The organism is Microcoleus sp. bin38.metabat.b11b12b14.051 (genome assembly GCF_013299165.1).
GTDB lineage: Bacteria > Cyanobacteriota > Cyanobacteriia > Cyanobacteriales > Microcoleaceae > Microcoleus.
Window position 1 is genome coordinate 152,530 of sequence record NZ_JAAFKD010000008.1, and the last position, 19,198, is coordinate 171,727.

Annotated in this window: 15 protein-coding genes and 1 pseudogene; 10 read left to right on the top strand and 6 right to left on the bottom strand. The window is 47.0% G+C overall.

Annotated elements, in window-relative coordinates; all coding sequences use genetic code 11:
* Positions 1-233: 233 nt before the first annotated feature.
* From mutL to QZW47_RS11455, 5 genes are all read right to left on the bottom strand, one after another.
* On the bottom strand, positions 234-2,147 hold the full coding sequence (mutL, locus tag QZW47_RS11435; protein WP_293127203.1) for a DNA mismatch repair endonuclease MutL: 1,914 nt from the start codon (positions 2,145-2,147) through the stop codon (positions 234-236).
* Between the two features lie 1,153 nt (positions 2,148-3,300).
* Entirely contained in the window at positions 3,301-4,389 is a 1,089-nt protein-coding gene (locus QZW47_RS11440) for an ATP-binding protein (RefSeq protein WP_293127320.1), read from the bottom strand.
* 337 nt (positions 4,390-4,726) lie between these two features.
* Positions 4,727-5,908 (bottom strand): beta-ketoacyl-ACP synthase, encoded by a 1,182-nt coding sequence (locus tag QZW47_RS11445; RefSeq protein ID WP_293127322.1) that lies wholly within the window; start codon positions 5,906-5,908, stop codon positions 4,727-4,729.
* A 147-nt stretch (positions 5,909-6,055) separates the two neighbouring features.
* On the bottom strand, positions 6,056-6,850 hold the full coding sequence (locus QZW47_RS11450; protein ID WP_293127205.1) for a peptidylprolyl isomerase: 795 nt from the start codon (positions 6,848-6,850) through the stop codon (positions 6,056-6,058).
* Positions 6,851-6,989: 139 nt separating this feature from the next.
* Positions 6,990-7,556, bottom strand: a complete 567-nt coding sequence (locus QZW47_RS11455) for a photosystem I assembly protein Ycf4 (protein WP_293127207.1) — start codon at positions 7,554-7,556, stop codon at positions 6,990-6,992.
* 205 nt (positions 7,557-7,761) lie between these two features.
* Between QZW47_RS11455 and psbD the strand changes: the two genes are divergently transcribed.
* The 10 genes and pseudogenes from psbD to folP all read left to right on the top strand — a co-directional run bounded on the left by psbD (position 7,762) and on the right by folP (position 17,774).
* Positions 7,762-8,820 carry a photosystem II D2 protein (photosystem q(a) protein) gene (gene psbD / locus QZW47_RS11460; RefSeq protein ID WP_293127209.1) on the top strand — a complete coding sequence of 353 codons (1,059 nt, stop codon included), beginning with the start codon at positions 7,762-7,764 and terminating at the stop codon, positions 8,818-8,820.
* A gap of 156 nt (positions 8,821-8,976) precedes the next feature.
* Positions 8,977-10,356 carry a photosystem II reaction center protein CP43 gene (gene psbC, locus QZW47_RS11465; protein WP_293127211.1) on the top strand — a complete coding sequence of 460 codons (1,380 nt, stop codon included), beginning with the start codon at positions 8,977-8,979 and terminating at the stop codon, positions 10,354-10,356.
* 143 nt (positions 10,357-10,499) lie between these two features.
* A complete protein-coding gene (locus QZW47_RS11470; RefSeq protein ID WP_293127213.1) occupies positions 10,500-10,748 on the top strand; it encodes a hypothetical protein in 249 nt (82 codons plus the stop codon).
* A 264-nt stretch (positions 10,749-11,012) separates the two neighbouring features.
* Positions 11,013-11,813 carry a GAF domain-containing protein gene (locus QZW47_RS11475; RefSeq protein ID WP_293127215.1) on the top strand — a complete coding sequence of 267 codons (801 nt, stop codon included), beginning with the start codon at positions 11,013-11,015 and terminating at the stop codon, positions 11,811-11,813.
* 373 nt (positions 11,814-12,186) lie between these two features.
* Complete coding sequence (locus QZW47_RS11480; protein ID WP_293127217.1) at positions 12,187-13,014, top strand: hypothetical protein; 828 nt, start codon at positions 12,187-12,189, stop codon at positions 13,012-13,014.
* Positions 13,015-13,032: 18 nt separating this feature from the next.
* Positions 13,033-13,233 (top strand): annotated as a pseudogene (locus QZW47_RS30125) (GAF domain-containing protein); the annotation flags it as partial.
* 96 nt (positions 13,234-13,329) lie between these two features.
* Entirely contained in the window at positions 13,330-15,171 is a 1,842-nt protein-coding gene (locus tag QZW47_RS11485; RefSeq protein ID WP_366930860.1) for a GAF domain-containing protein, read from the top strand.
* 426 nt (positions 15,172-15,597) lie between these two features.
* Positions 15,598-15,783 carry a PCP reductase family protein gene (locus QZW47_RS11495; protein WP_006633749.1) on the top strand — a complete coding sequence of 62 codons (186 nt, stop codon included), beginning with the start codon at positions 15,598-15,600 and terminating at the stop codon, positions 15,781-15,783.
* A gap of 68 nt (positions 15,784-15,851) precedes the next feature.
* Entirely contained in the window at positions 15,852-16,577 is a 726-nt protein-coding gene (tpiA, locus tag QZW47_RS11500) for a triose-phosphate isomerase (protein ID WP_293127223.1), read from the top strand.
* Positions 16,578-16,910: 333 nt separating this feature from the next.
* Complete coding sequence (folP, locus tag QZW47_RS11505) at positions 16,911-17,774, top strand: dihydropteroate synthase (RefSeq protein ID WP_293127225.1); 864 nt, start codon at positions 16,911-16,913, stop codon at positions 17,772-17,774.
* On the opposite strand, the gene QZW47_RS11510 is transcribed toward folP, so the two are convergent.
* Positions 17,765-18,610 (bottom strand): stomatin-like protein, encoded by an 846-nt coding sequence (locus QZW47_RS11510; protein ID WP_293127227.1) that lies wholly within the window; start codon positions 18,608-18,610, stop codon positions 17,765-17,767. The two genes, folP and QZW47_RS11510, sit on opposite strands and share 10 nt — an antisense overlap.
* Positions 18,611-19,198 lie beyond the last annotated feature (588 nt).

A 19,198-nucleotide genomic window follows, 5' to 3' on the forward strand; every position in this document is an offset into this window, starting at 1 on the left:
CGATCGCACTTGGCAACGACAGGCAAGGAAACCCTACAATCTGCATTCGTAGTTTCCCCCTCTGCCTTTTTACTCAAAACTTTAGATAGGTTCGGAAAGCAGAGTTTATCTATTTCTAAAGGTATAGCTCCCCCTACGCTGCTGGGCATAATCTCATGTCCTAACTAAGATTAGTTCGTAGTGAGGACTTTAGTCCTCTGAATTATCATGACTAACGAACAATCAAACAGCAATTAAATCCCGTGACTTTTACCAATCACCCAACTGCGCCGGAAAATACGAGCCAGAGTCGATTCTTCTAAAGCAAAATAGATGGGGCGCCCGTGGGGACAAGTCCGCGGATTGCGAGTTTGCTGCCATTGATCCAGCAAATTTTGCATTTGCAAAAGACTTAAAGGAGTACCGTTGCGAATAGCGCTGCGACAAGCAGTCGCTACTTGAGCTGCTTGCAAATCTGCGACTTTACTGAGTTCAAAAAGCGCATCCGCACAGTCATCTCGCGAGGCTAACAATTCCGGCACTTGGCGCGCCGCCCATAGCTGTTCGCCAAAAGTTTCTACTTCCAAACCCAAGCGGGATAAATTCTCAATTTGCAGCGCCGATAGTTGACTCAGAATCACGGGTTTTTCTAGACATTTTAGCTGCCAAGCCGCGCACAGTTGCTCGTACAAAACGCGCTCGTGAGCGATGTGCTGTTCTACTAACCACATTCCGCTGGAATGTTCCGCTACGATGTAAGTATTGTGAATTTGAGCGATCGCCCTCAATTCCATCAATCCTATTTTACGATTTTTTGCTCGTTCACCGCCGCCATCGTTCTGTGGAGCCGAAAGCCCGACACTGTAAGCGCTTTTCTGTTCCGATGCTTTTAGCAATTGGCCGACGCGATCGGGAATTGAAGCATCTGACAAAACTTCATCGTTGAGGTGCAAAGCCCGATCGATTGCCGCGCTAACTTGTGCTTGCCAAAAACTCGGATCTTGCAGGTAAATTTCCACTTTAGCCGGGTGGCGGTTCCAGTCGATTTCCGCGGGAGAGATTTGCAGGTGGACAAAACACACGGGATAGCGATCGCGCGGACAAGTGCGGGCGAAGGCGCTGAGAATAGTTTGCTCTAATTCGGGCGATCGCACAACCCGCCGGTTTACCGCCACCTTCACCCAATCCGGCCGCCTGCGGTGACAGCGATCGGGCAAGCCAATTACCAATTCACAAGACTGAGAATTGCTAACAGGTAATTTGGCCTTAGCAACTACTGGCAATTGATAAGTTTGGGGGATTGTAGCTCCCACAAGTTGAGTTTCTTGCACCAAACTTGGTGATTTCTGATTTTCAGCAATCCCCGGCAAATCTAACTTTAAATACTGCAAATCGCTGGCTCGTACTCCGCGCACTAATTGAGGTAAAATCTGTTCTGCTGTAGTGCCTGGAGTTACGTAAAAACAAGGCGTATTTCCTTGACGCAACTGCCAATTAACGTGGGGGTGACAAATAGCTATTTGTTGAATAATTGATTGGATCGATCGCATTTGCTGTGCCGGCGTCAAAAACGTGCGGCGCACAGGCCAATTGCCAAACAAATCAGCAACAGTGACTACCGTACCCGGAGCGATCGCCGCTGTTTCCACATCCACAGCAACGCCCGCCTTGTTGTAAACCACCCGCCAGCCCGATCGAGCATTTTGGGCTCCCCCCTTGTTAAACGATGAATTTTCAACTACTCCCCCCCTTAACAAGGGGGGGCTGGGGGGGGTTTGCACAGACTCTCGATTTTCCCAAAAATCGCCCAATCCCAGATCGTTCGATCGGCTCAAAACTTCCAAACATCCCAATTGAGCCAAACTGTGCAAAGCTTCCCCGCGAAATCCCAAAGTAGCAATTTTGTACAAGTCTGCTTCCGTGGTAATTTTGCTCGTACTGTGAGGGGAAGCCGCCTGCTGCAAATTTTCCAGATCCATTCCCGTACCGTTATCAGCAACTTGCACCCGCCACTGTTCGGGCCAAACAGACACAACGATGCGAGTTGCACCAGCATCTAGAGAATTTTCAACTAATTCTCGTACCGCAGCGGCGATCGAGTCAATCACTTCGCCTGCGGCAATTAAATCGATCACCTCTGCGGGTAAGGTTTGAATAGTAACTGGCATCTGATTCTTAGCAGTTCGTTAATCCAATTATACTAGATTTGGCGCTGTTACATAGTAAAGTTTAATTGCTATTTATGGGAGATCCATTCAGGAAATCTACCTGTGTCAATCAGCCTTTGCCTGCGGTTTACCTCTCAATTAATAATTAATATAGCAGTTCTCAGAAAGATGAGGTATTAACCAATTAATCCCTCAATCCCTCAATCCCCCAATCTAAAATCTAAAATCTAAAATCTAAAATCAGAACCTGTACCTCACATGAGTGAGAAAGGCTATAGTATAAGTCTAGCCAGCTCGATATGCGTTTAATTTGCACCTGCACAAATAATCTCATTGTGGTGGAATTTTCCTCAGACTTTCCGCAAAAGATACAATTTATACTAACCGTGAGAAAACGTTGCTACAAAAAATAAATTAGAGGTTTTTATCTGTAGGGAATTAGGCACTCCCTCCGCTACGCTTCGCCCAAAGCCGTGTCAACTTAATGTCAAACGTCGTTAGAGATTGCTATTTAGTAATTAGGGCCCCTAGCCCCCCCCCTTGTTAAGGGGGGGGACAAGAATATTTTCTTTCGTCCTTCTTAGCAAGGGGGATGCGAGGGGGTGAGAAACTTGACTAAGAACAAGATTTATCATCGCCTGAGGGCGATTGTTGACAAGGCTTTGGACACTGCCGTATCCGGCAATTTACGATCGTGACCGATAATTTATCTATGCTTAATGCTAGCAACAATTTGTCACGCATGGTATTAAGTGTTGCACCGCTTATTGAGATTTACCATAAATAATTTGTTTAAAGCCCGTCCTTTATAGGGCAATACAGTTCAATTAAGACCGCATTGGGGGTAACACAGTATCAAAAATAAACTCGCTCGTTTGATTTCATAAAATATCGCTGCGAAGAGCCTTCCTCGCTGCGGACAATCTTAAGTGAACCGTATTGCCTGATAGGGATAAATTAAAATCAGAAGATTCATTACTCCAATCCTCCTGGTTCTAGATAGAGGTCAACCATCAACTGTCACCTGTCAACTCTTCGACTCCCCTCGACTTCGCTCGGGGCAAGTCGCGAGCGCGCTCTTCTGTCAACTGTCAACTGTCAACTGTCAACTGAATAAAGCTGTCAACGCACCTAATGAAAACACTCTTATCAGTTATGATTTCGGCAGTCGTATGTAAAAAGTTGTCCCTTTTTTGTTCTCCGACTCATAACTAATTTGCCCTTTATGAGCATCAACGATAGACTTAGCAATCGCCGTTCCCAAACCCGTGCCAGTGCGCTTTCCATAAGTCACAAAAGGTTCAAATAACTTTTCCTTAATTGCCTGCGGAATGCCCGGGCCGTTATCGTAAATACTAATTTCTGCCCACTCCTCGCTTTGTCCAATAGCAATCTCAACCCTACCTCCACGCCCGCCAAAAGCTTCAACAGCATTTCCAACTAAATTTTGCAAAACCCGCAATATCTTATTTTCGTCCGCTTCCACTATTACTTCTGTTGCGCGCAGCACCAAATCTACTTTTGCCGCCTCAAAATAAACTCTGTTCAACTTTTCAAACTGATTCAATGTTTGGAGGAGATTAACAGGTTTTTTATTTAATGCCGAGTTGCCACGCGAAAACTCCAATACTTCTTCAGCCATTCCCAACATTCGCTGCACCTGCAATTGAATAAGTTCGCACCACTCCTGAGTTTCTTCATCAGGGTGCATTTCTTTGAGCATTTCGCTGGAGAGTTTAATGCCAGTAAAAGGACTTTTAAAATCGTGAATAATTGTACTGACCATTTCTCCTACTAAAACCATTTTTTGTTTGTGTACGAACTGGTCAACATATTGATCCGTAGTAGACCGCAAATTTTTAATAATGAAACTAAACATTTGCAGTACGGAACTGCCTTTAGCAAGTTCGAGAGTTGCTATTAGCTCTTCGCGACCTAATTTTGCTAAAGTCGAGCCACCAACTGCCACAGCTCTAGCACTGCGCGGCTCTCCGTCTAAAACTCCGAGTTCGCCAAAAAAATCGTCTGGTTTGGCGACAGCAATAGTTTGATATTTATTATTTTCAACCCGCTTGCTAAACTCGACTTCACCTTCTAAAACTAGATATAAAAAATCCGCTGTTTGTCCTTCTTCAAAAACCAGCGTTTCCTCAGCAAAAGTCTCCAAGACAGCTATTTCGCACAGGTGAGCAGCTTGCGGAGGTTCAAAATAAGACATAAATCGATGAGATGCCAGATCCATGTGAAAATACCTGAGGCTTAATTGAAACAATTTCTTTCTTATATCTTCGCCGATCGGCATCGGTGCTGGAATAAAATACAATACTGCTTGGATCTGCCTCGATGTTCTGGCACGCGGTTGTGAGGGAAGTGTTACCCGCCGGATGCAGAGCCAAACGGGTGCATCCGCACCAATTTCACCAAAATTATCACTGAATTGACTAAAATACCTAAATATGATACTGTCTGTCAAATTAAAACTGGATTTGCGATCGCCCTCTGGGACGCCCCACCAGATTTTATCTGTAACATAGAGAATGCGATTTAAATGCCGATCGACTGGCACGGCCAAAAATTAATTAGCGATCGCCCGATAAGACAATCGCAGCATTCTGCCCGCCAAAGCCAAAACTCAAACAAACCGCATTTTTCACAACAGTCGATCGCGCCGAGCGAACAAAATCCAAATCAAACTCCGGTTTTTTCATGCCAGCGCCCGGTGGCAGCATCTGGGATTGAATACCCATCAAACAAAAAGCCGCGCCCAAAGCTCCCGAAGCCCCCAAAGTATGACCAGTAGCCCCCTTAGTCGAACTAACAGCCACAGAGGGGCCAAACAATTTCTGAATTAACAGCGCTTCATGTCGGTCATTTAACTCAGTTGCAGTACCGTGAGCGTGAATAAAATCTATATCAACCGCCGCTAAATTGCTGCGTTTCAAACATTGATTTACCGCTGCGATCGCACTTTTCCCGCCCAACTCCGGCGCATTAGCATGACAAGCATCATTTGTCAACCCAAAACCGGAAATTAGACCGTAAATTTTAGCACCCCGGCGCCTTGCCAAGTCGGTAGATTCTAATACAAATAAAGCCCCGCCTTCGCCGAGAACAAAGCCTTCCCGATGTTCGTCAAACGGATAGCAGCCAGTGTTTGCCAAAGCACCCATCCGGTTAAATCCAGCCACAGTCAAGGGTGTAATGGGAGCTTCTACAGCACCTGCGATCGCCCGCTGACACTGGCCAGTGCGGATTAAATCAACAGCGCGGGCGATCGACTGTAAGCCCGTAGCACAAGCAGCCATCGGCGCCAGCACAGGCCCTGTAGAGCCAATAGCCCTCGCCGCCGCGATCGCCCCCATGTGAGGCAAAAAATCCACAAATCGGGAATTAGTAATTGGGAATTGGGAATCGGTAATCGGTAATCGATCGTCCCGCAATTCTCCGCCTCTCCCCATGTCCCCATCTCTTAGCAACAGTTCCAAATTTCCTTGAAAGCCGCGACTAGAACCGATCGCAATTCCGCAATCAGGCAAAGGCAAAGTCAAATTAGCATCTTGCAAAGCATCAGCCAAAACCTGCCGAATTAAAGTTATTAAATCAGCAGGTTTTTTGCCAACCAAAGCCAAAGGTAGCGGTTCAATTTCTAAAAAAGGTTGATGTTGCCGAATCCCCGAATCCCCAGCCAACAATCTTTTCCAGCTCTTTTCCAGAGTACCCAAAGCTGAAACAACACCAATTCCAGTAACAACAACATCCATCCATTCATTAATGACTACTGTCAACTGTCAACTGTCAACTGTCAACTGTCAACTGTCAACTGTCAACTGTCAACTGTCAACTGTCAACTGTCAACTGTCAACTGTCAACTGTCAACTGTCAACTGTCAACTGTCAACTGTCAACTGACTAATTAACAGCCTTAAAATTTTCCAAACCCTGAGTAACAGTAGCCTTCTCAATGCGATCGCCCGCTTGAATTTTATCCACAACATCCATCCCTTGCTTCACGTAGCCAAAAACCGCATAGCTACCATCCAAAAAGGGTACATCGCTCAGAGTAAAGTAAAACTGAGAAGAAGCCGAATCAGGGCTCTGCGATCGAGCCATAGCCACAGCCCCGCGACTGTGAAGCAACACGGGTTTCTGAGAAATCCCAGCTTGTTCTAGCGTTTGGCTGTAAGTCGGGTTCGGTGCACCTTTAGCCTTAATTTCCAGAGGAATCCTGCGTTCGACAGATGTTTTCGGGTCAATAAAACCCCCAGTTCCCAGTCGCGCCGTAGGGAATTTAGGGTCTTTACCCTGAGGGTCGCCGCCCTGAACCACAAAAGGCTGAGGTTCCCGCACAACTCGGTGAAATACCAGCCCGTCGTAGACTCCCTTCTGAACCAAATCGACAAAATTGCCCGCAGTAATTGGGGCATTTGTGCCGTCGAGTTCGATCGTAATTGGAGCACCTTTAACCGTCATCACCACCGTTGCTTTTTGGGTCAAGCGCGGTAAATTATTAAATTGCTCAGATGCCGCCACAACAGCACCAGATGCAGGCTCAGAAGGGGGTGGAGACAAAGAAATGTTTTCACCAGACGCCGGATTCGGTGTCGGAGTTGAGTTGCTCGCAGCAGGGGAACTACCGCATCCCCCGACAAACAAAGCACCAATTATTAAAACTGAGAACAACCACCGCTGAATTTTGATTTGCATTTGCATTTGTATTTTCTACTTTCACTCAACGACGTAAGGTGCGCCGAGGCGCACCCTAGATTTATCGATTTTGTGCGCCTCCCCGTCCCACCTACAAGACATTAACAATCGAAAATCCAAAATCCAAAATCCAAAATCTCTACAGTCCTTCGAGGGGAACTTGCAAAAATCTAGCCAATTCGGCAGCTTGATTTTCCACCTGAGACAAAGCAATCGGCTGTCCGACTCTAGTCAGGGGAAACTGACGGCGGTCTTTGAGCTTAAGATAAATACTGCGGCGGGGATTGAGACCTTCTTTAATGTCCACCCGCACAGATTGCACGTCCGATGTCTTGCAAGTAAAATCAAGTTTGCGGTTTTTGCCGGGAAATCCCCAGCGAAAGATCCGAATGTTACCAGTTTGGCGATCGAACTCATTGTATCCGCCACCGACATCCCAGAGAATAGTCAGCCACAGGTAAAGCGCCAACAGCACGCCGCAGACACCGTAGAAACCCATCGCGATGCCTTGAGGGATGAAAACAAGCCGAGTCGGGTCAGAAAAAGGCAGCAGGTTCACGTGCAAGTAGCTGGAAATGCCCGACAGCAGGAAACCAGTCCCTCCAATGGTGACAATCGTCCCCCACCAGAAGTTGCTGAAGCGGCGAGAACCCAAAACCTCGTAGCGCAGGACAGAATCGATCGAGGTCATTGTTTTTGCAGTCATAAGATGTAAACAGCCTTAAAGCCAAATTTTAATTCAACTCGCCCACCTCTGCGTCATACTTCGCTGGGGCGATCGCGATGGGGCGATCGCGATTCTGTATCAACTCTTGGCGTTTTAGTTGAAAATTAATGAACTTATAATGTATAGTTATGTTAACTTTAATTAGAAACCTTGGTCTTTTAACAAGCAAGAGGATTTTATCGCTATGACAATCGCAGTCGGACGCGCCCAGACCGAAAGAGGCATCTTTGATGTCCTCGACGACTGGCTCAAGCGCGATCGCTTCGTCTTCGTAGGCTGGTCTGGCATCCTGCTATTCCCCTGCGCCTACATGGCCATCGGTGGCTGGTTGACAGGCACCACCTTCGTCACATCCTGGTACACCCACGGTTTGGCAAGCTCCTACCTCGAAGGAGCCAACTTCCTCACCGTCGCAGTCTCCACCCCAGCCAACAGCCTCGGACACTCCCTGCTGTTCCTGTGGGGCCCCGAAGCACAGTGGGACTTCACCCGCTGGTTCCAACTCGGCGGCCTGTGGGCATTTGTCGCCCTCCACGGCGCTTTCGCCTTGATCGGGTTCTGCCTGCGTCAAATCGAAATCTCCCGTTTAGTCGGCATCCGCCCCTACAACGCTCTGGCATTCACCGGCCCCATCGCCGTGTTTGTGTCAGTGTTCCTGCTTTACCCCTTGGGTCAATCAGGCTGGTTCTTCGCCCCCAGTTTCGGCGTCGCAGCAATTTTCCGCTTCCTGCTCTTCCTGCAAGGCTTCCACAACTGGACGCTTAACCCCTTCCACATGATGGGCGTTGCAGGCATCCTGGGCGGCGCGCTGCTGTGCGCTATCCACGGTGCTACCGTAGAAAACACCTTGTTTGAAGATGGCGAAGGCTCAAACACCTTCCGCGCCTTCAACCCAACTCAGTCTGAAGAAACCTACTCAATGGTGACAGCTAACCGCTTCTGGAGCCAAATCTTCGGAATTGCGTTCTCCAACAAGCGTTGGTTGCACTTCTTCATGCTGTTCGTACCCGTCACAGGCTTGTGGATGAGCTCTATTGGCATCGTCGGTTTAGCATTAAACCTGCGCGCCTACGACTTCGTATCACAAGAATTGCGCGCTGCTGAAGATCCTGAGTTTGAAACGTTCTACACTAAGAACATTCTGCTTAACGAAGGCATTCGTGCTTGGATGGCTCCGACCGACCAACCCCACGAAAACTTCATCTTCCCTGAAGAAGTTCTGCCTCGCGGTAACGCACTTTAAAAAAATCAGGATTTGGATTTCAGCTTAATTTATGTTTTTTAAATTCAAACTAGAAATCCAAATTCCTATTCACCGGGTGGACGCAGTGCTCCTGCGGTCACCCGGAGAACAAAAAAACCGAAATCCAAAAACTAACATCGTTGGAGGTTCTACCGCGTGGTAACGCTCTCTAATTCCTATGCAAGCGGTCGCGACCAAGAATCCTCCGGATTCGCTTGGTGGTCAGGCAACGCTCGTTTGATCAATCTCTCAGGCAAACTGCTGGGCGCACACGTCGCTCACGCTGGTTTGATCGTGTTCTGGGCCGGAGCAATGACTTTGTTTGAAGTCGCTCACTTTATCCCAGAAAAACCCATGTACGAACAGGGCTTAATCTTGATGCCCCACGTCGCTACATTGGGTTGGGGCGTAGGCCCTGGCGGTGAAGTCATTGATATCTTCCCGTTCTTCGTAGTCGGCGTTCTGCACTTGATTTCATCTGCTGTCCTCGGTTTGGGCGGCATTTATCACGCTGTTCGCGGCCCCGAAGTTCTCGAAGAATACTCTTCTTTCTTCGGCTACGACTGGAAAGACAAAAACCAGATGACCAACATCATCGGCTATCACCTGATTTTATTGGGTGGCGGCTGCTTGCTGCTGGTTGCTAAAGCCATGTTCTTCGGCGGTGTCTACGACACTTGGGCTCCGGGCGGCGGCGACGTGCGTATTATCACGAACCCCACTCTGAATCCGGCTGTGATTTTTGGCTATTTGGTTCGCTCTCCTTTCGGTGGCGAAGGCTGGATTGTCAGCGTCAACAACATGGAAGACATCATCGGCGGTCACATCTGGCTGGGCCTGATTTGTATCGCTGGCGGTGTTTGGCACATTTTGACCAAGCCTTTCGGCTGGGCTCGCCGCGCCTTAATCTGGTCTGGCGAAGCTTACCTGTCATACAGCTTGGGCGCTTTGTCCCTCATGGGCTTCATCGCTTGCTGCTTTGTCTGGTTCAACAACACTGCTTACCCTAGCGAATTTTACGGCCCGACGGGCCCGGAAGCTTCTCAAGCGCAAGCTTTGACCTTCCTGATCCGCGACCAACGCTTGGGTGCTAACGTCGGTTCTGCACAAGGCCCTACCGGTCTGGGTAAATACCTGATGCGCTCTCCTACTGGCGAAATCATTTTCGGCGGTGAAACGATGCGTTTCTGGGATTTCCAAGGCCCTTGGTTGGAACCCTTGCGCGGTACTAACGGTTTGGACTTGAACAAAATTAAGAACGATATTCAGCCTTGGCAAGCTCGCCGCGCTGCTGAATACATGACTCACGCTCCTTTGGGTTCTTTGAACTCTGTGGGCGGCGTGGCAACTGAAGTTAACTCGTTTAACTTCACGTCTCCTCGTTCTTGGCTGTCCTGTTTCCACTTTGTGATGGGTTTCTTCTTCTTAATCGGCCACTTGTGGCACGCCGGTCGCGCTCGTGCGGCTGTCGCTGGCTTTGAGAAGGGTATCAATCGCGAAAATGAACCAGTGCTGGCTATGCCTGATTTAGACTAATCATCGAATTTATTTCTGATTTGATGGTCTAATCGAAAAAAGCTCCTGCTTAACGGCAGGAGCTTTTTTTTGAGCAAATATAGCAGATGTTGAAGGAAGAAGGAAGAAGGAAGAAGGAAGACTGAAATTCGGCAACGAGCAATGTGCGGGATGGAAGGAAGAAGGAAGAAGGAAGAAGGAAGACGGAAGAAGGAAGACGGAAGAAGGAAGACGGAAATTCGGCAACGAGCAATGTGCGGGATGTAACGGATGGAAGGAAGAAGAAAGAAGCAATCTACCGCGTGGCTTTGGGCAATCAAGAACGTCCTAACCGTCAGGGCGGTATATCTGGAAAAATGGCTCAAAAGTCGATCGACCTTTCTCTGAATGATTCTGCAATTATTGAAACTTGACAAATTTAATTATTTATGGTATGAAGCTTGCAAGACCGGCTCTACAAAGTTTATATTTGAACTAGAAAAGTTTTAATTGCACAAAAAAATTGAAAGTTGTAAGAGAAAGTTGCAGTTTGAAGGCAGCTTGCTAACTGTGCAAAACTCATCGACCATCGCCGTCAGGGTATTCATATTTTATTAAATCGCTGTGCTTGCCGAATTTTATAACACGCACAAAATTTTTGGGCCGGTTACTGTTATTGCTGGGAAAGCAAAAAATTAATGGACTCATTAAAGAACCAAAATGTCATCAAGGTGAGGTACGATCGAGCAAATTTACTCTCGCGCATTGCCAACCGCATTCGCCGCTCTCTAGAATTGCCAGAAATTCTCAGCGCCACAGTAGCAGAAGTTCAATCGTTATTGGGAACTGACAGGGTAAAAATCTATAAATTTCATAGCGACGGTAGCGGTGAAGTGATTGCCGAATCAATCAACGACAACCGCTTGCCCTCCCTACTGGGGCTGCATTTTCCCGCAGACGATATTCCCCCTCACGCCCGCGAATTGTTCGCCCAAGTACAGGTGCGATCGATCGTCGATGTCGCTGGAGGGCTGCTAGGCCAAAGTCCCCACCTTGACACGGTTTCCGGCGAACTGCTGCCCGACGAAGTGCGGTACAGCCCGATCGACCCCTGCCACGCTGAATACTTAACGGCAATGGGTGTCAAGGCTTCGTTGGTAGTACCAATTTTTCACGGCGCAGAATTCTGGGGGTTGTTAGTATCTCACCACTCAGAGTGCTGGAGTGTGGCAGAGTACGAACTCCAAGCCGTTCAGATGGTGGCAGATCAGCTCGGTGTCGCCATAGCGCAATCAACCCTCCTCGCCCAAGCGAGGGCGAAAGCTCAGCGGGAAGCTGCCCTCAACCGCGTCGCCGCAGCCCTGCACTCCCAGTCTGCGATCGAACTGCAAGTAGCTTTGACAGAATCTGTAGCTGCACTAGACGCAGCCGGCGGCAGGCTGTGCATTTTCGACAGCAGCAAAGTCACCAAAAAACGAGAGGGAAGCCCCTGGCTTTAGACATGGGGAGGAACTCGGTAGCGGTTTCAACCGCCTTCAATATTTTTTTACGCAATTGATCGAAAGATTTGTTATGATTAAGTTGTAAGTAAAAAAACCATCTACGTGTTGAAACATTCTAGTATCGGAGAAATCCCGGCGAGCGTGAGCCACCACACTCCTCAAAGAGTAGTAAGCCTGTTTAACTGACAAGTAACGGCAGAATGTGAAGCGTACCTATCTGGCAAAAGTGATGGATTATGAAAGCAAACAATTCAAAAGTAAGCGCAATTGCAATACCTTTTATATTGGTAGTTGTTTTGAGCGTCTAGAGGTGCTTTGATAACGCCTTTGAGAGTTTTCGGATTCATTCAAGAATCCCCCTGATTCATCAGTGGGGAGTATCAAGAGTTTAATTCCCTACTCCGACAATTCCACACAGGCACTCAAAGTCTACACTTACGGCACCGGGCCGAGGATGCAAATTTCGGCCAAATACCAGCAGGTAGAGCAATACAGCGTCTGGCACGACTATTTTCAGTCCGGCGAGCAACAGGTTTGGGCAATTCCCGACTTGTACAAAATTAGCAGTCTCAGAAGCCTGCAACCGGCATTTCGACCGACAAAAATCCGCAGCATCTTAATCGTACCCCTCAGAACCCGCCAGCAAATATTCGGTTACTTGAGCATTTTTCGAGAAGAATTTGACACGGAAACTGTCTGGGCCGGACAGTTAGATGCCGACGGGCGGCTCGCCCAATCTCGAATATCTTTTGAAGCGTGGAAAGAGTCAAAAACTTCCCAAATTCGCGAATGGAATCCTGAAGAAATTGAATTAATACAATCTTTTGGCAGCCATTTTTCTGAGGCAATTAACCACTATCAACTAAATCAACAAATAGAGGCACTTAACGCTAATTTAGAAAATCAAGTTCAAGAGCGTACAGCTCAACTGCAACAATTAACCCAACAGCAGCGAGTGCTGTTTGAAGTCGTGGCAAAAATGCGGAAATCCCTCGATTTGAACCAAATTTTTAGCACCATGTCTCAGGAAGTGCGACGGGCTTTAAATGCCGATCGCGTTGGGGTTTACCGCTTCGATCCCGCATCGGAATTTAACTATGGCGAATTCGTAGCTGAAGATGTTTTGCCAGATTTTACATCAGCAATGGCAGTCAGAGTAAACGATGGCTGCTTTGGAGAAAACTACGCCAATCTCTAGTCTCAGGGGCGAGTTCACACCCTCTCAGACATCAGACAAGCTGGACTGCAAGATTGCTTTCTCCAAATTTTAGAACAATTTGAAATCAAAGCTACTTTAGTTGCACCGGTCATGAAAGGTAACGAGCTTTGGGGGTTACTGTGCGTGCACCAGTGTTCGGCTCCCCGCAACTGGGAATCTTCCGAAATTCAGTTTGCTACTCAAATTTCCGCCCAGCTCAGCATCGCACTAGAACAAGCAGATTTGCTCGCTCAAACTCAGCAGCAAACAGTTGATTTGCACTACGCTGCCGAGCAGCAGCGGATACTGTTTGAGGTGGTTGCTAAGATTCGAGAATCTCTCGATTTAGATACAATTTTTCGCACGACAACTACAGAACTGCGGCGGATTTTAAATGCAGACAGAGTTGGAATTTATCGCTTTGACCCGGATTCCAATTTTAATGAAGGGGAATTTATTACAGAAGATGTTTTGCCAGTTTTTGGTTCCGCAATGGCTGTGAAAACTCGCGATCAATGTTTTGGCGAAAACTATGCGAATAAATACAGTCAGGGACAAATTAAAGTGTTCCCAGACATAGCAACTGCTGGACTCTCAGACTGCCACGCTGATATTTTGGCTCAATTTGCAATTAAGGCACAAATAATTATGCCACTGATGAATGGCAGCCAACTGTGGGGCTTGCTATGCGTGCATCAGTGCGACGGTTCGCGCAATTGGAAAACTTCGGAAATCCAGTTTGCGACGCAAGTCGGAACTCAGTTAAGCGTAGCATTAGAACAAGCTGATTTGCTCGCTAAGACGCGGCAGCAAACGATCGATCTCCAGTGGGCGGCCCAGCAACAGCGGATACTGTTTGAAATTGTGGTTAAGATTCGAGAATCTCTCGATATCAATGCGATTTTTAAGACTGCAACCCAAGAAGTTTGTCAGTTTATGCAAGTCGATAGAATTGCTGTCTATCGCTTTAATCCTGATTGGAGCGGTCAATATGTTGCCGAGTTTGTGAAAGATGGCTGGAGCAAATTGGTAGGTGAAGGTATCAATACGGTTTGGGAAAATACTTATTTGCAGTCACACCACGGCGGCAGGTATATCAATAATGAAACTCTCGCCGTTAATGATATCTATCAAGCTTGTCACTCGGAGTGTAACTTCACTATTTTAGAGCGTTTTCAGGTGCAGGCTTATGCGATCGCGCCGATTTTTGTAGGACAAGAACTTTGGGGTTTGCTGGCAGCATATCAACATTCTGCGCCGCGCTGCTGGGAAAGTTCAGAACTTAAGTTTTTAGCTCAAATTGCCAATCAGTTAGGCGTGGCTATCCAACAAGCCGATTTTCTAGAGAAAACCAGAGGTCAATCAGCACAAATTGCTCAAAATTTAAAGGATTTGCAAGACACTCAAGCTCAATTGATTCAGACTGAAAAAATGTCGGGTTTGGGGCAACTGGTGGCGGGGATTGCTCATGAAATTAACAATCCAGTTAATTTTATTTATGGCAATCTCAATCATGCTACTGATTATACTGAAAAATTGCTGAGTTTACTAGAACTTTACCAGCAGCAATATTTCGATGCTAGTCCTGAGATTGGCGAATTGACTGAAGATATTGACTTGGAATTTCTACTCGAAGATTTGCCTAAGTTGCTATTGTCTATGAAGGTGGGAGCCGATCGCATTCGTCAAATAGTTTTGTCTTTAAGGAATTTCTCTCGTCTGGATGAAAGTCAAATGAAGGCTGTCGATATTCATGAGGGCATTGACAGCACGCTGTTGATTTTGCAGCACAGGCTGAAATCTAGTTCGGATATTGGAAACATTGTGCTAGTTAAAGAGTACGGCAATTTACCTCTGGTTGAGTGTTATGCCGGACAGTTGAATCAGGTGTTTATGAATGTGATCGGAAATGCGATCGATGCTTTGCAATCGGAGAAGTTGAGCGATCGCAAATTCGTGAACCCTCAAATTAAAATCTCTACTGCTGTGGGTCAAATTAATGGCGATGTTCCTAGCGCGGTGATTCGGATTTCTGACAACGGTTCGGGAATCTCGGAATCGATGAGAGAACGCATATTTGACCCTTTTTTCACGACTAAGCCGATCGGAAAAGGTACTGGATTGGGACTGTCAATTAGTTACCAAATTGTGGTATAAAAACACGGTGGCGTTTTAAAGTGTACTTCCCAATTGGGGAAGGGTACTGAATTTGCGATCGAGATTCCGATTAGTCAGCAGTCAGTTGACAGTTGACAGTTGACAGTTGACAGTTGACAGTTATTGTAGGGTGCGTCAGGGTGGCTGAATGTTTTCGTCACCTACTCAAGGATTCGCGCCCCCTGACGCACCCTACGGTTGGTTAGTCAGTTATTGTAGGGTGCGTCAGGGCGGCTGAATATTTTCGTTACCTACTCAAGGATTCGGGCCCCCTGACGCACCCTACGGTTAGCTTCGTTATTGTAGTTCGATCGCCCGCCAGCGTTGCTTGCAGCATGGGTTTGCCCCAAAACATGGTAAATTCAGTTAGACAGACTTTTGTCAAAATACAGAACTGAGCACTTGTAGTCGATCGACCGATACGCCATGCCAGATTCCGAATTCTCAGACGATTTAAAATGGACGCCCGAAGCCAAAGCCAAGCTAAAAAATATTCCCTATTTTGTCCGGGGACAAGCTCGCGTGCGAATCGAGCAATTGGCCCGCGAAGCCGAAACAGAAGTCGTTACCGTTGACTTAGTTGAGCAAGCTCGCATCGAGTTTGGGCAATAAGGGATCGAAATGTACCCTAAAGCTTTAGACTATAAATTGCGTTGTAAGGACAAGGATTTAACAAAGTAGTGCGGAAAATAGTTATAGCTGGCAACTGGAAAATGTACAAAACTAGGGCAGAATCCCTAGAGTTTCTTCAAGGATTCATGTCCTGCCTGACGGAAACCCCAGAAGAACGGGAAGTCGTGCTTTGCGTTCCCTTTACAGATTTGAGTGTCCTCTCGAAAAACCTCCACGGAAGCCGGATCAGGCTCGGTGCTCAGAACGTTCACTGGCAAGAGTCGGGAGCTTATACTGGTGAAATTTCCGGGCAGATGCTAACAGAGCTTGGGGTGCGCTACGTCATCGTCGGGCACAGCGAGCGCCGGCAATATTTTGGGGAAACTGACGAAACAGTGAATTTGCGGCTGAAAGCTGCTCAGAAATCCGGTTTAATTCCGATTCTGTGCGTGGGAGAGACAAAGCAACAGCGGGATGCTGGAGAAACGGAAGCTCATATTTTTTCTCAGTTAGCGCAGGATTTGGTTGGTGTTGACCAAGATAATTTGGTAATAGCTTACGAACCGATTTGGGCGATCGGCACTGGCGATACTTGCGAAACGAAGGAAGCTAACCGAGTTATTGGTTTGATTCGCAGTAAATTGACTAATCCTGATGTGCCTATTCAGTACGGCGGCTCTGTGAAAGGAGACAATATTGATGAAGTTATGGCGATGCCTGAGATTGACGGGGTTTTAGTAGGCGGTGCGAGTTTGGAAGCTGCGAGTTTCAATAGAATTGTCAATTATAAATAATTGGTAATTGGTAATCTTGCCCAGAGCGCAGCCGAAGGGTGGTAATTGGTAATTCGTAATTGGTAATTAACTGCTTCCCACACGCTTATGCTGGGAACCGATATCATATCCTGTCTGGTCGATCGCAATCAATAAGGTTCGTAGTGTGGACTTTAGTCCGCAGTATTTTGCGGACTAAAGTCCACACTACTAAAGGTTTTTGTGATGGTAATCGACCAGACGCAATATTGCTTTTGAATAGCGATGCTCTTCAAAATGGAGGCTCGGCCTCGGAATGTGAATTAACAGGCTAAGCGCTTGCTAACGAGTATAAATAGGGCTTGAAAATAACTGATGACCGATCGCAAATTAACTATTAGAAATCAAACTTTCGTGTGGGGAAAACGCACTTATTTAATGGGCGTTTTAAACGTAACCCCTGACAGTTTTAGCGACGGCGGCGATTTTAATACCATAGAATCGGCTTTAGCGCAAGCTGAAAATATGGTGAAATCCGGGGTAGATATTATTGATATTGGCGGTCAATCTACGCGGCCCGGTGCAGCGGAAATATGTTTAGCAGAGGAACTCGACCGCGTTATACCTGTCGTACAAATGCTGAGACAAAAAGCCGATATGTTTGGCTCAGTTCCGATTTCTGTGGATACTACCAGAGCACAGGTTGCTAAAGCTGCGGTTGAGGCTGGAGCTGATATTGTCAACGATATTTCCGGAGCAACTTTTGACTGGGAAATGCTGTCAACCGTTGCTCAGTTGCAAGTTCCGATAATTTTGATGCACATTCGGGGAACTCCCCAGACGATGCAAAAACTTACAGATTATCGGGATTTAATTGGAGAAATTAGGGAATTTTTGGAGAGTCGAATTGCAGCGGCAGTTGCTGCGGGGATTGACAAATCTCAGATAATTCTTGACCCCGGTATTGGCTTTGCCAAGACTTACAATCAAAATTTAGAAATTCTGCGGGAGTTGCCCAAATTCCGGGGTTTAGACTGTCCGATTTTAGTCGGAGTATCGCGCAAAAGCTTCATCGGTCAGATTTTGAATCAGCGGGAAGCTAAACAAAGAATCTGGGGGACAGCGGCGGCTTGTACAAGTGCGATCGCAAATTCGGCAGATATTTTACGAGTTCACGATGTCAGAGAAATGCACGATGTTTGTCTGGTTGCCGACGCTATCTTCAGAAATCAATCTTGAGCGGTAGATTGATCGATTAGTTTGAGTTCTCGCTCTCCCCCGTGAGCGTTCCCCGGGATATCTGGCATAGAACCCATCAACTCGTTGAGGGCTTCTGTCATGTTTCTCGGGTCCATAAACAGAATTTTGGCGTTGTCGCTTTCGCCTAATTTTTGTTGAGCGTCTAAGTATTTTTCGGTTACTAAGTAATTCAAAACTTGCTTGCTGTTTGGATGGGAGTCTAAAGCTTCAACTAAGAGCCTCATGTACTCCTTAGTGCCAATGGCTTTGTTAACCATTGCTTGCCATTCGCTCTTAGTAGCCCGCTCCAATTCCATAGCTTCTTGCACCCTTTTCGGAGGTGTAATGCTTTGAATTTCTACGCGAATCACTTTAACTCCCCAAGTTTCGGTAGCTTCGTCCAACTTCTTGAGTAACTTTTTATTCATGTCATCTCGGGAGCCCAAGATGTCTTGCATGGGCAACCGACCAATTTCAGCGCGAAACGTCGTTAAAACTAAGTTGGCGATCGCATTTTCAATTTGATCGATGCCATAATAAGCTTTCTGCAAATTCACAACCCGCCAATACACAACGGCATCGACTTCTAGGGCCACATTATCGCCCGTGATTGCTGACTGAGGTTTAATGTCTAAAACTCGTTCGCGACTTGTGTCCACGCAGACGACTTTTTCGACCAGGGGACTGATAAAGTGGAATCCCGGCTTGAGGGTGCGCTTGTATTGACCCAAACGTTCGACTAAAGCTTCGTCGCCACCGCTGACTATTTTCACGCTTGAGTTAACAGCGTAGCCGAGGATGAGCGCAAACAGCATGGTGAGAATAGACTGCCCCATTTCTACTTTCCTGCTAGGGTTGACTGAGAATCGATCGGGAATCCACTCTAATTTAACTCAAAATCGGTCGCACAGTGCTAAAATATCACGACTGTTAATAAGTCCTAACAGTTACCGGTATTGCCTGGGACTGAATGGCCATGGCTTGAATGGCGCGACTGAATGTCTCCGACTAGACGGCAGGATATCAACCAATACCGTTGGGTTAAGACGGTCTGGGAGTCAAAACGATGGGATAAATAGACACGGAGATTGCTGTCATCTCACACATCGCCAAAGAAGAGCGTTCATTTCTTCGGACAAGCCTAACCCAAGCGTATTCGGATATCAACAACAAGTTTTGTCAGTAACTCAGCCCTAAAGGGACTGAGCTTGCAAGAGAAATCAAGCAAGCTATACTGACCAGTCTAAGTCTTAACTGACTACGTTATTTTGGTCACGACACCCTGTGGATGCGAAGCCAGTCCCCTGCTCTGTCGCTAGTCGTTAAACAGTTCTAAAGTCACTGGAACGGTGCTGCTAGCCTAACAAGCCCTTATAACATTGACGAGGCTCACATTACCCCGTAAGGGAGCCCAACAAAGGCAA

Bases quoted from the DNA above. Each gene is read 5' to 3' on its own strand.
- QZW47_RS11495 (WP_006633749.1), top strand. From the start codon at position 15,598: ATGCCAGATTCCGAATTCTCAGACGATTTAAAATGGACGCCCGAAGCC.
- QZW47_RS11450 (WP_293127205.1), bottom strand. From the start codon at position 6,850: ATGCAAATCAAAATTCAGCGGTGGTTGTTCTCAGTTTTAATAATTGGT.
- QZW47_RS11455 (WP_293127207.1), bottom strand. From the start codon at position 7,556: ATGACTGCAAAAACAATGACCTCGATCGATTCTGTCCTGCGCTACGAG.
- QZW47_RS11475 (WP_293127215.1), top strand. From the start codon at position 11,013: ATGGACTCATTAAAGAACCAAAATGTCATCAAGGTGAGGTACGATCGA.
- mutL (WP_293127203.1), bottom strand. From the start codon at position 2,147: ATGCCAGTTACTATTCAAACCTTACCCGCAGAGGTGATCGATTTAATT.
- psbD (WP_293127209.1), top strand. From the start codon at position 7,762: ATGACAATCGCAGTCGGACGCGCCCAGACCGAAAGAGGCATCTTTGAT.
- QZW47_RS11445 (WP_293127322.1), bottom strand. From the start codon at position 5,908: ATGGATGTTGTTGTTACTGGAATTGGTGTTGTTTCAGCTTTGGGTACT.
- QZW47_RS11440 (WP_293127320.1), bottom strand. From the start codon at position 4,389: ATGGATCTGGCATCTCATCGATTTATGTCTTATTTTGAACCTCCGCAA.
- folP (WP_293127225.1), top strand. From the start codon at position 16,911: ATGACCGATCGCAAATTAACTATTAGAAATCAAACTTTCGTGTGGGGA.
- QZW47_RS11510 (WP_293127227.1), bottom strand. From the start codon at position 18,610: ATGGGGCAGTCTATTCTCACCATGCTGTTTGCGCTCATCCTCGGCTAC.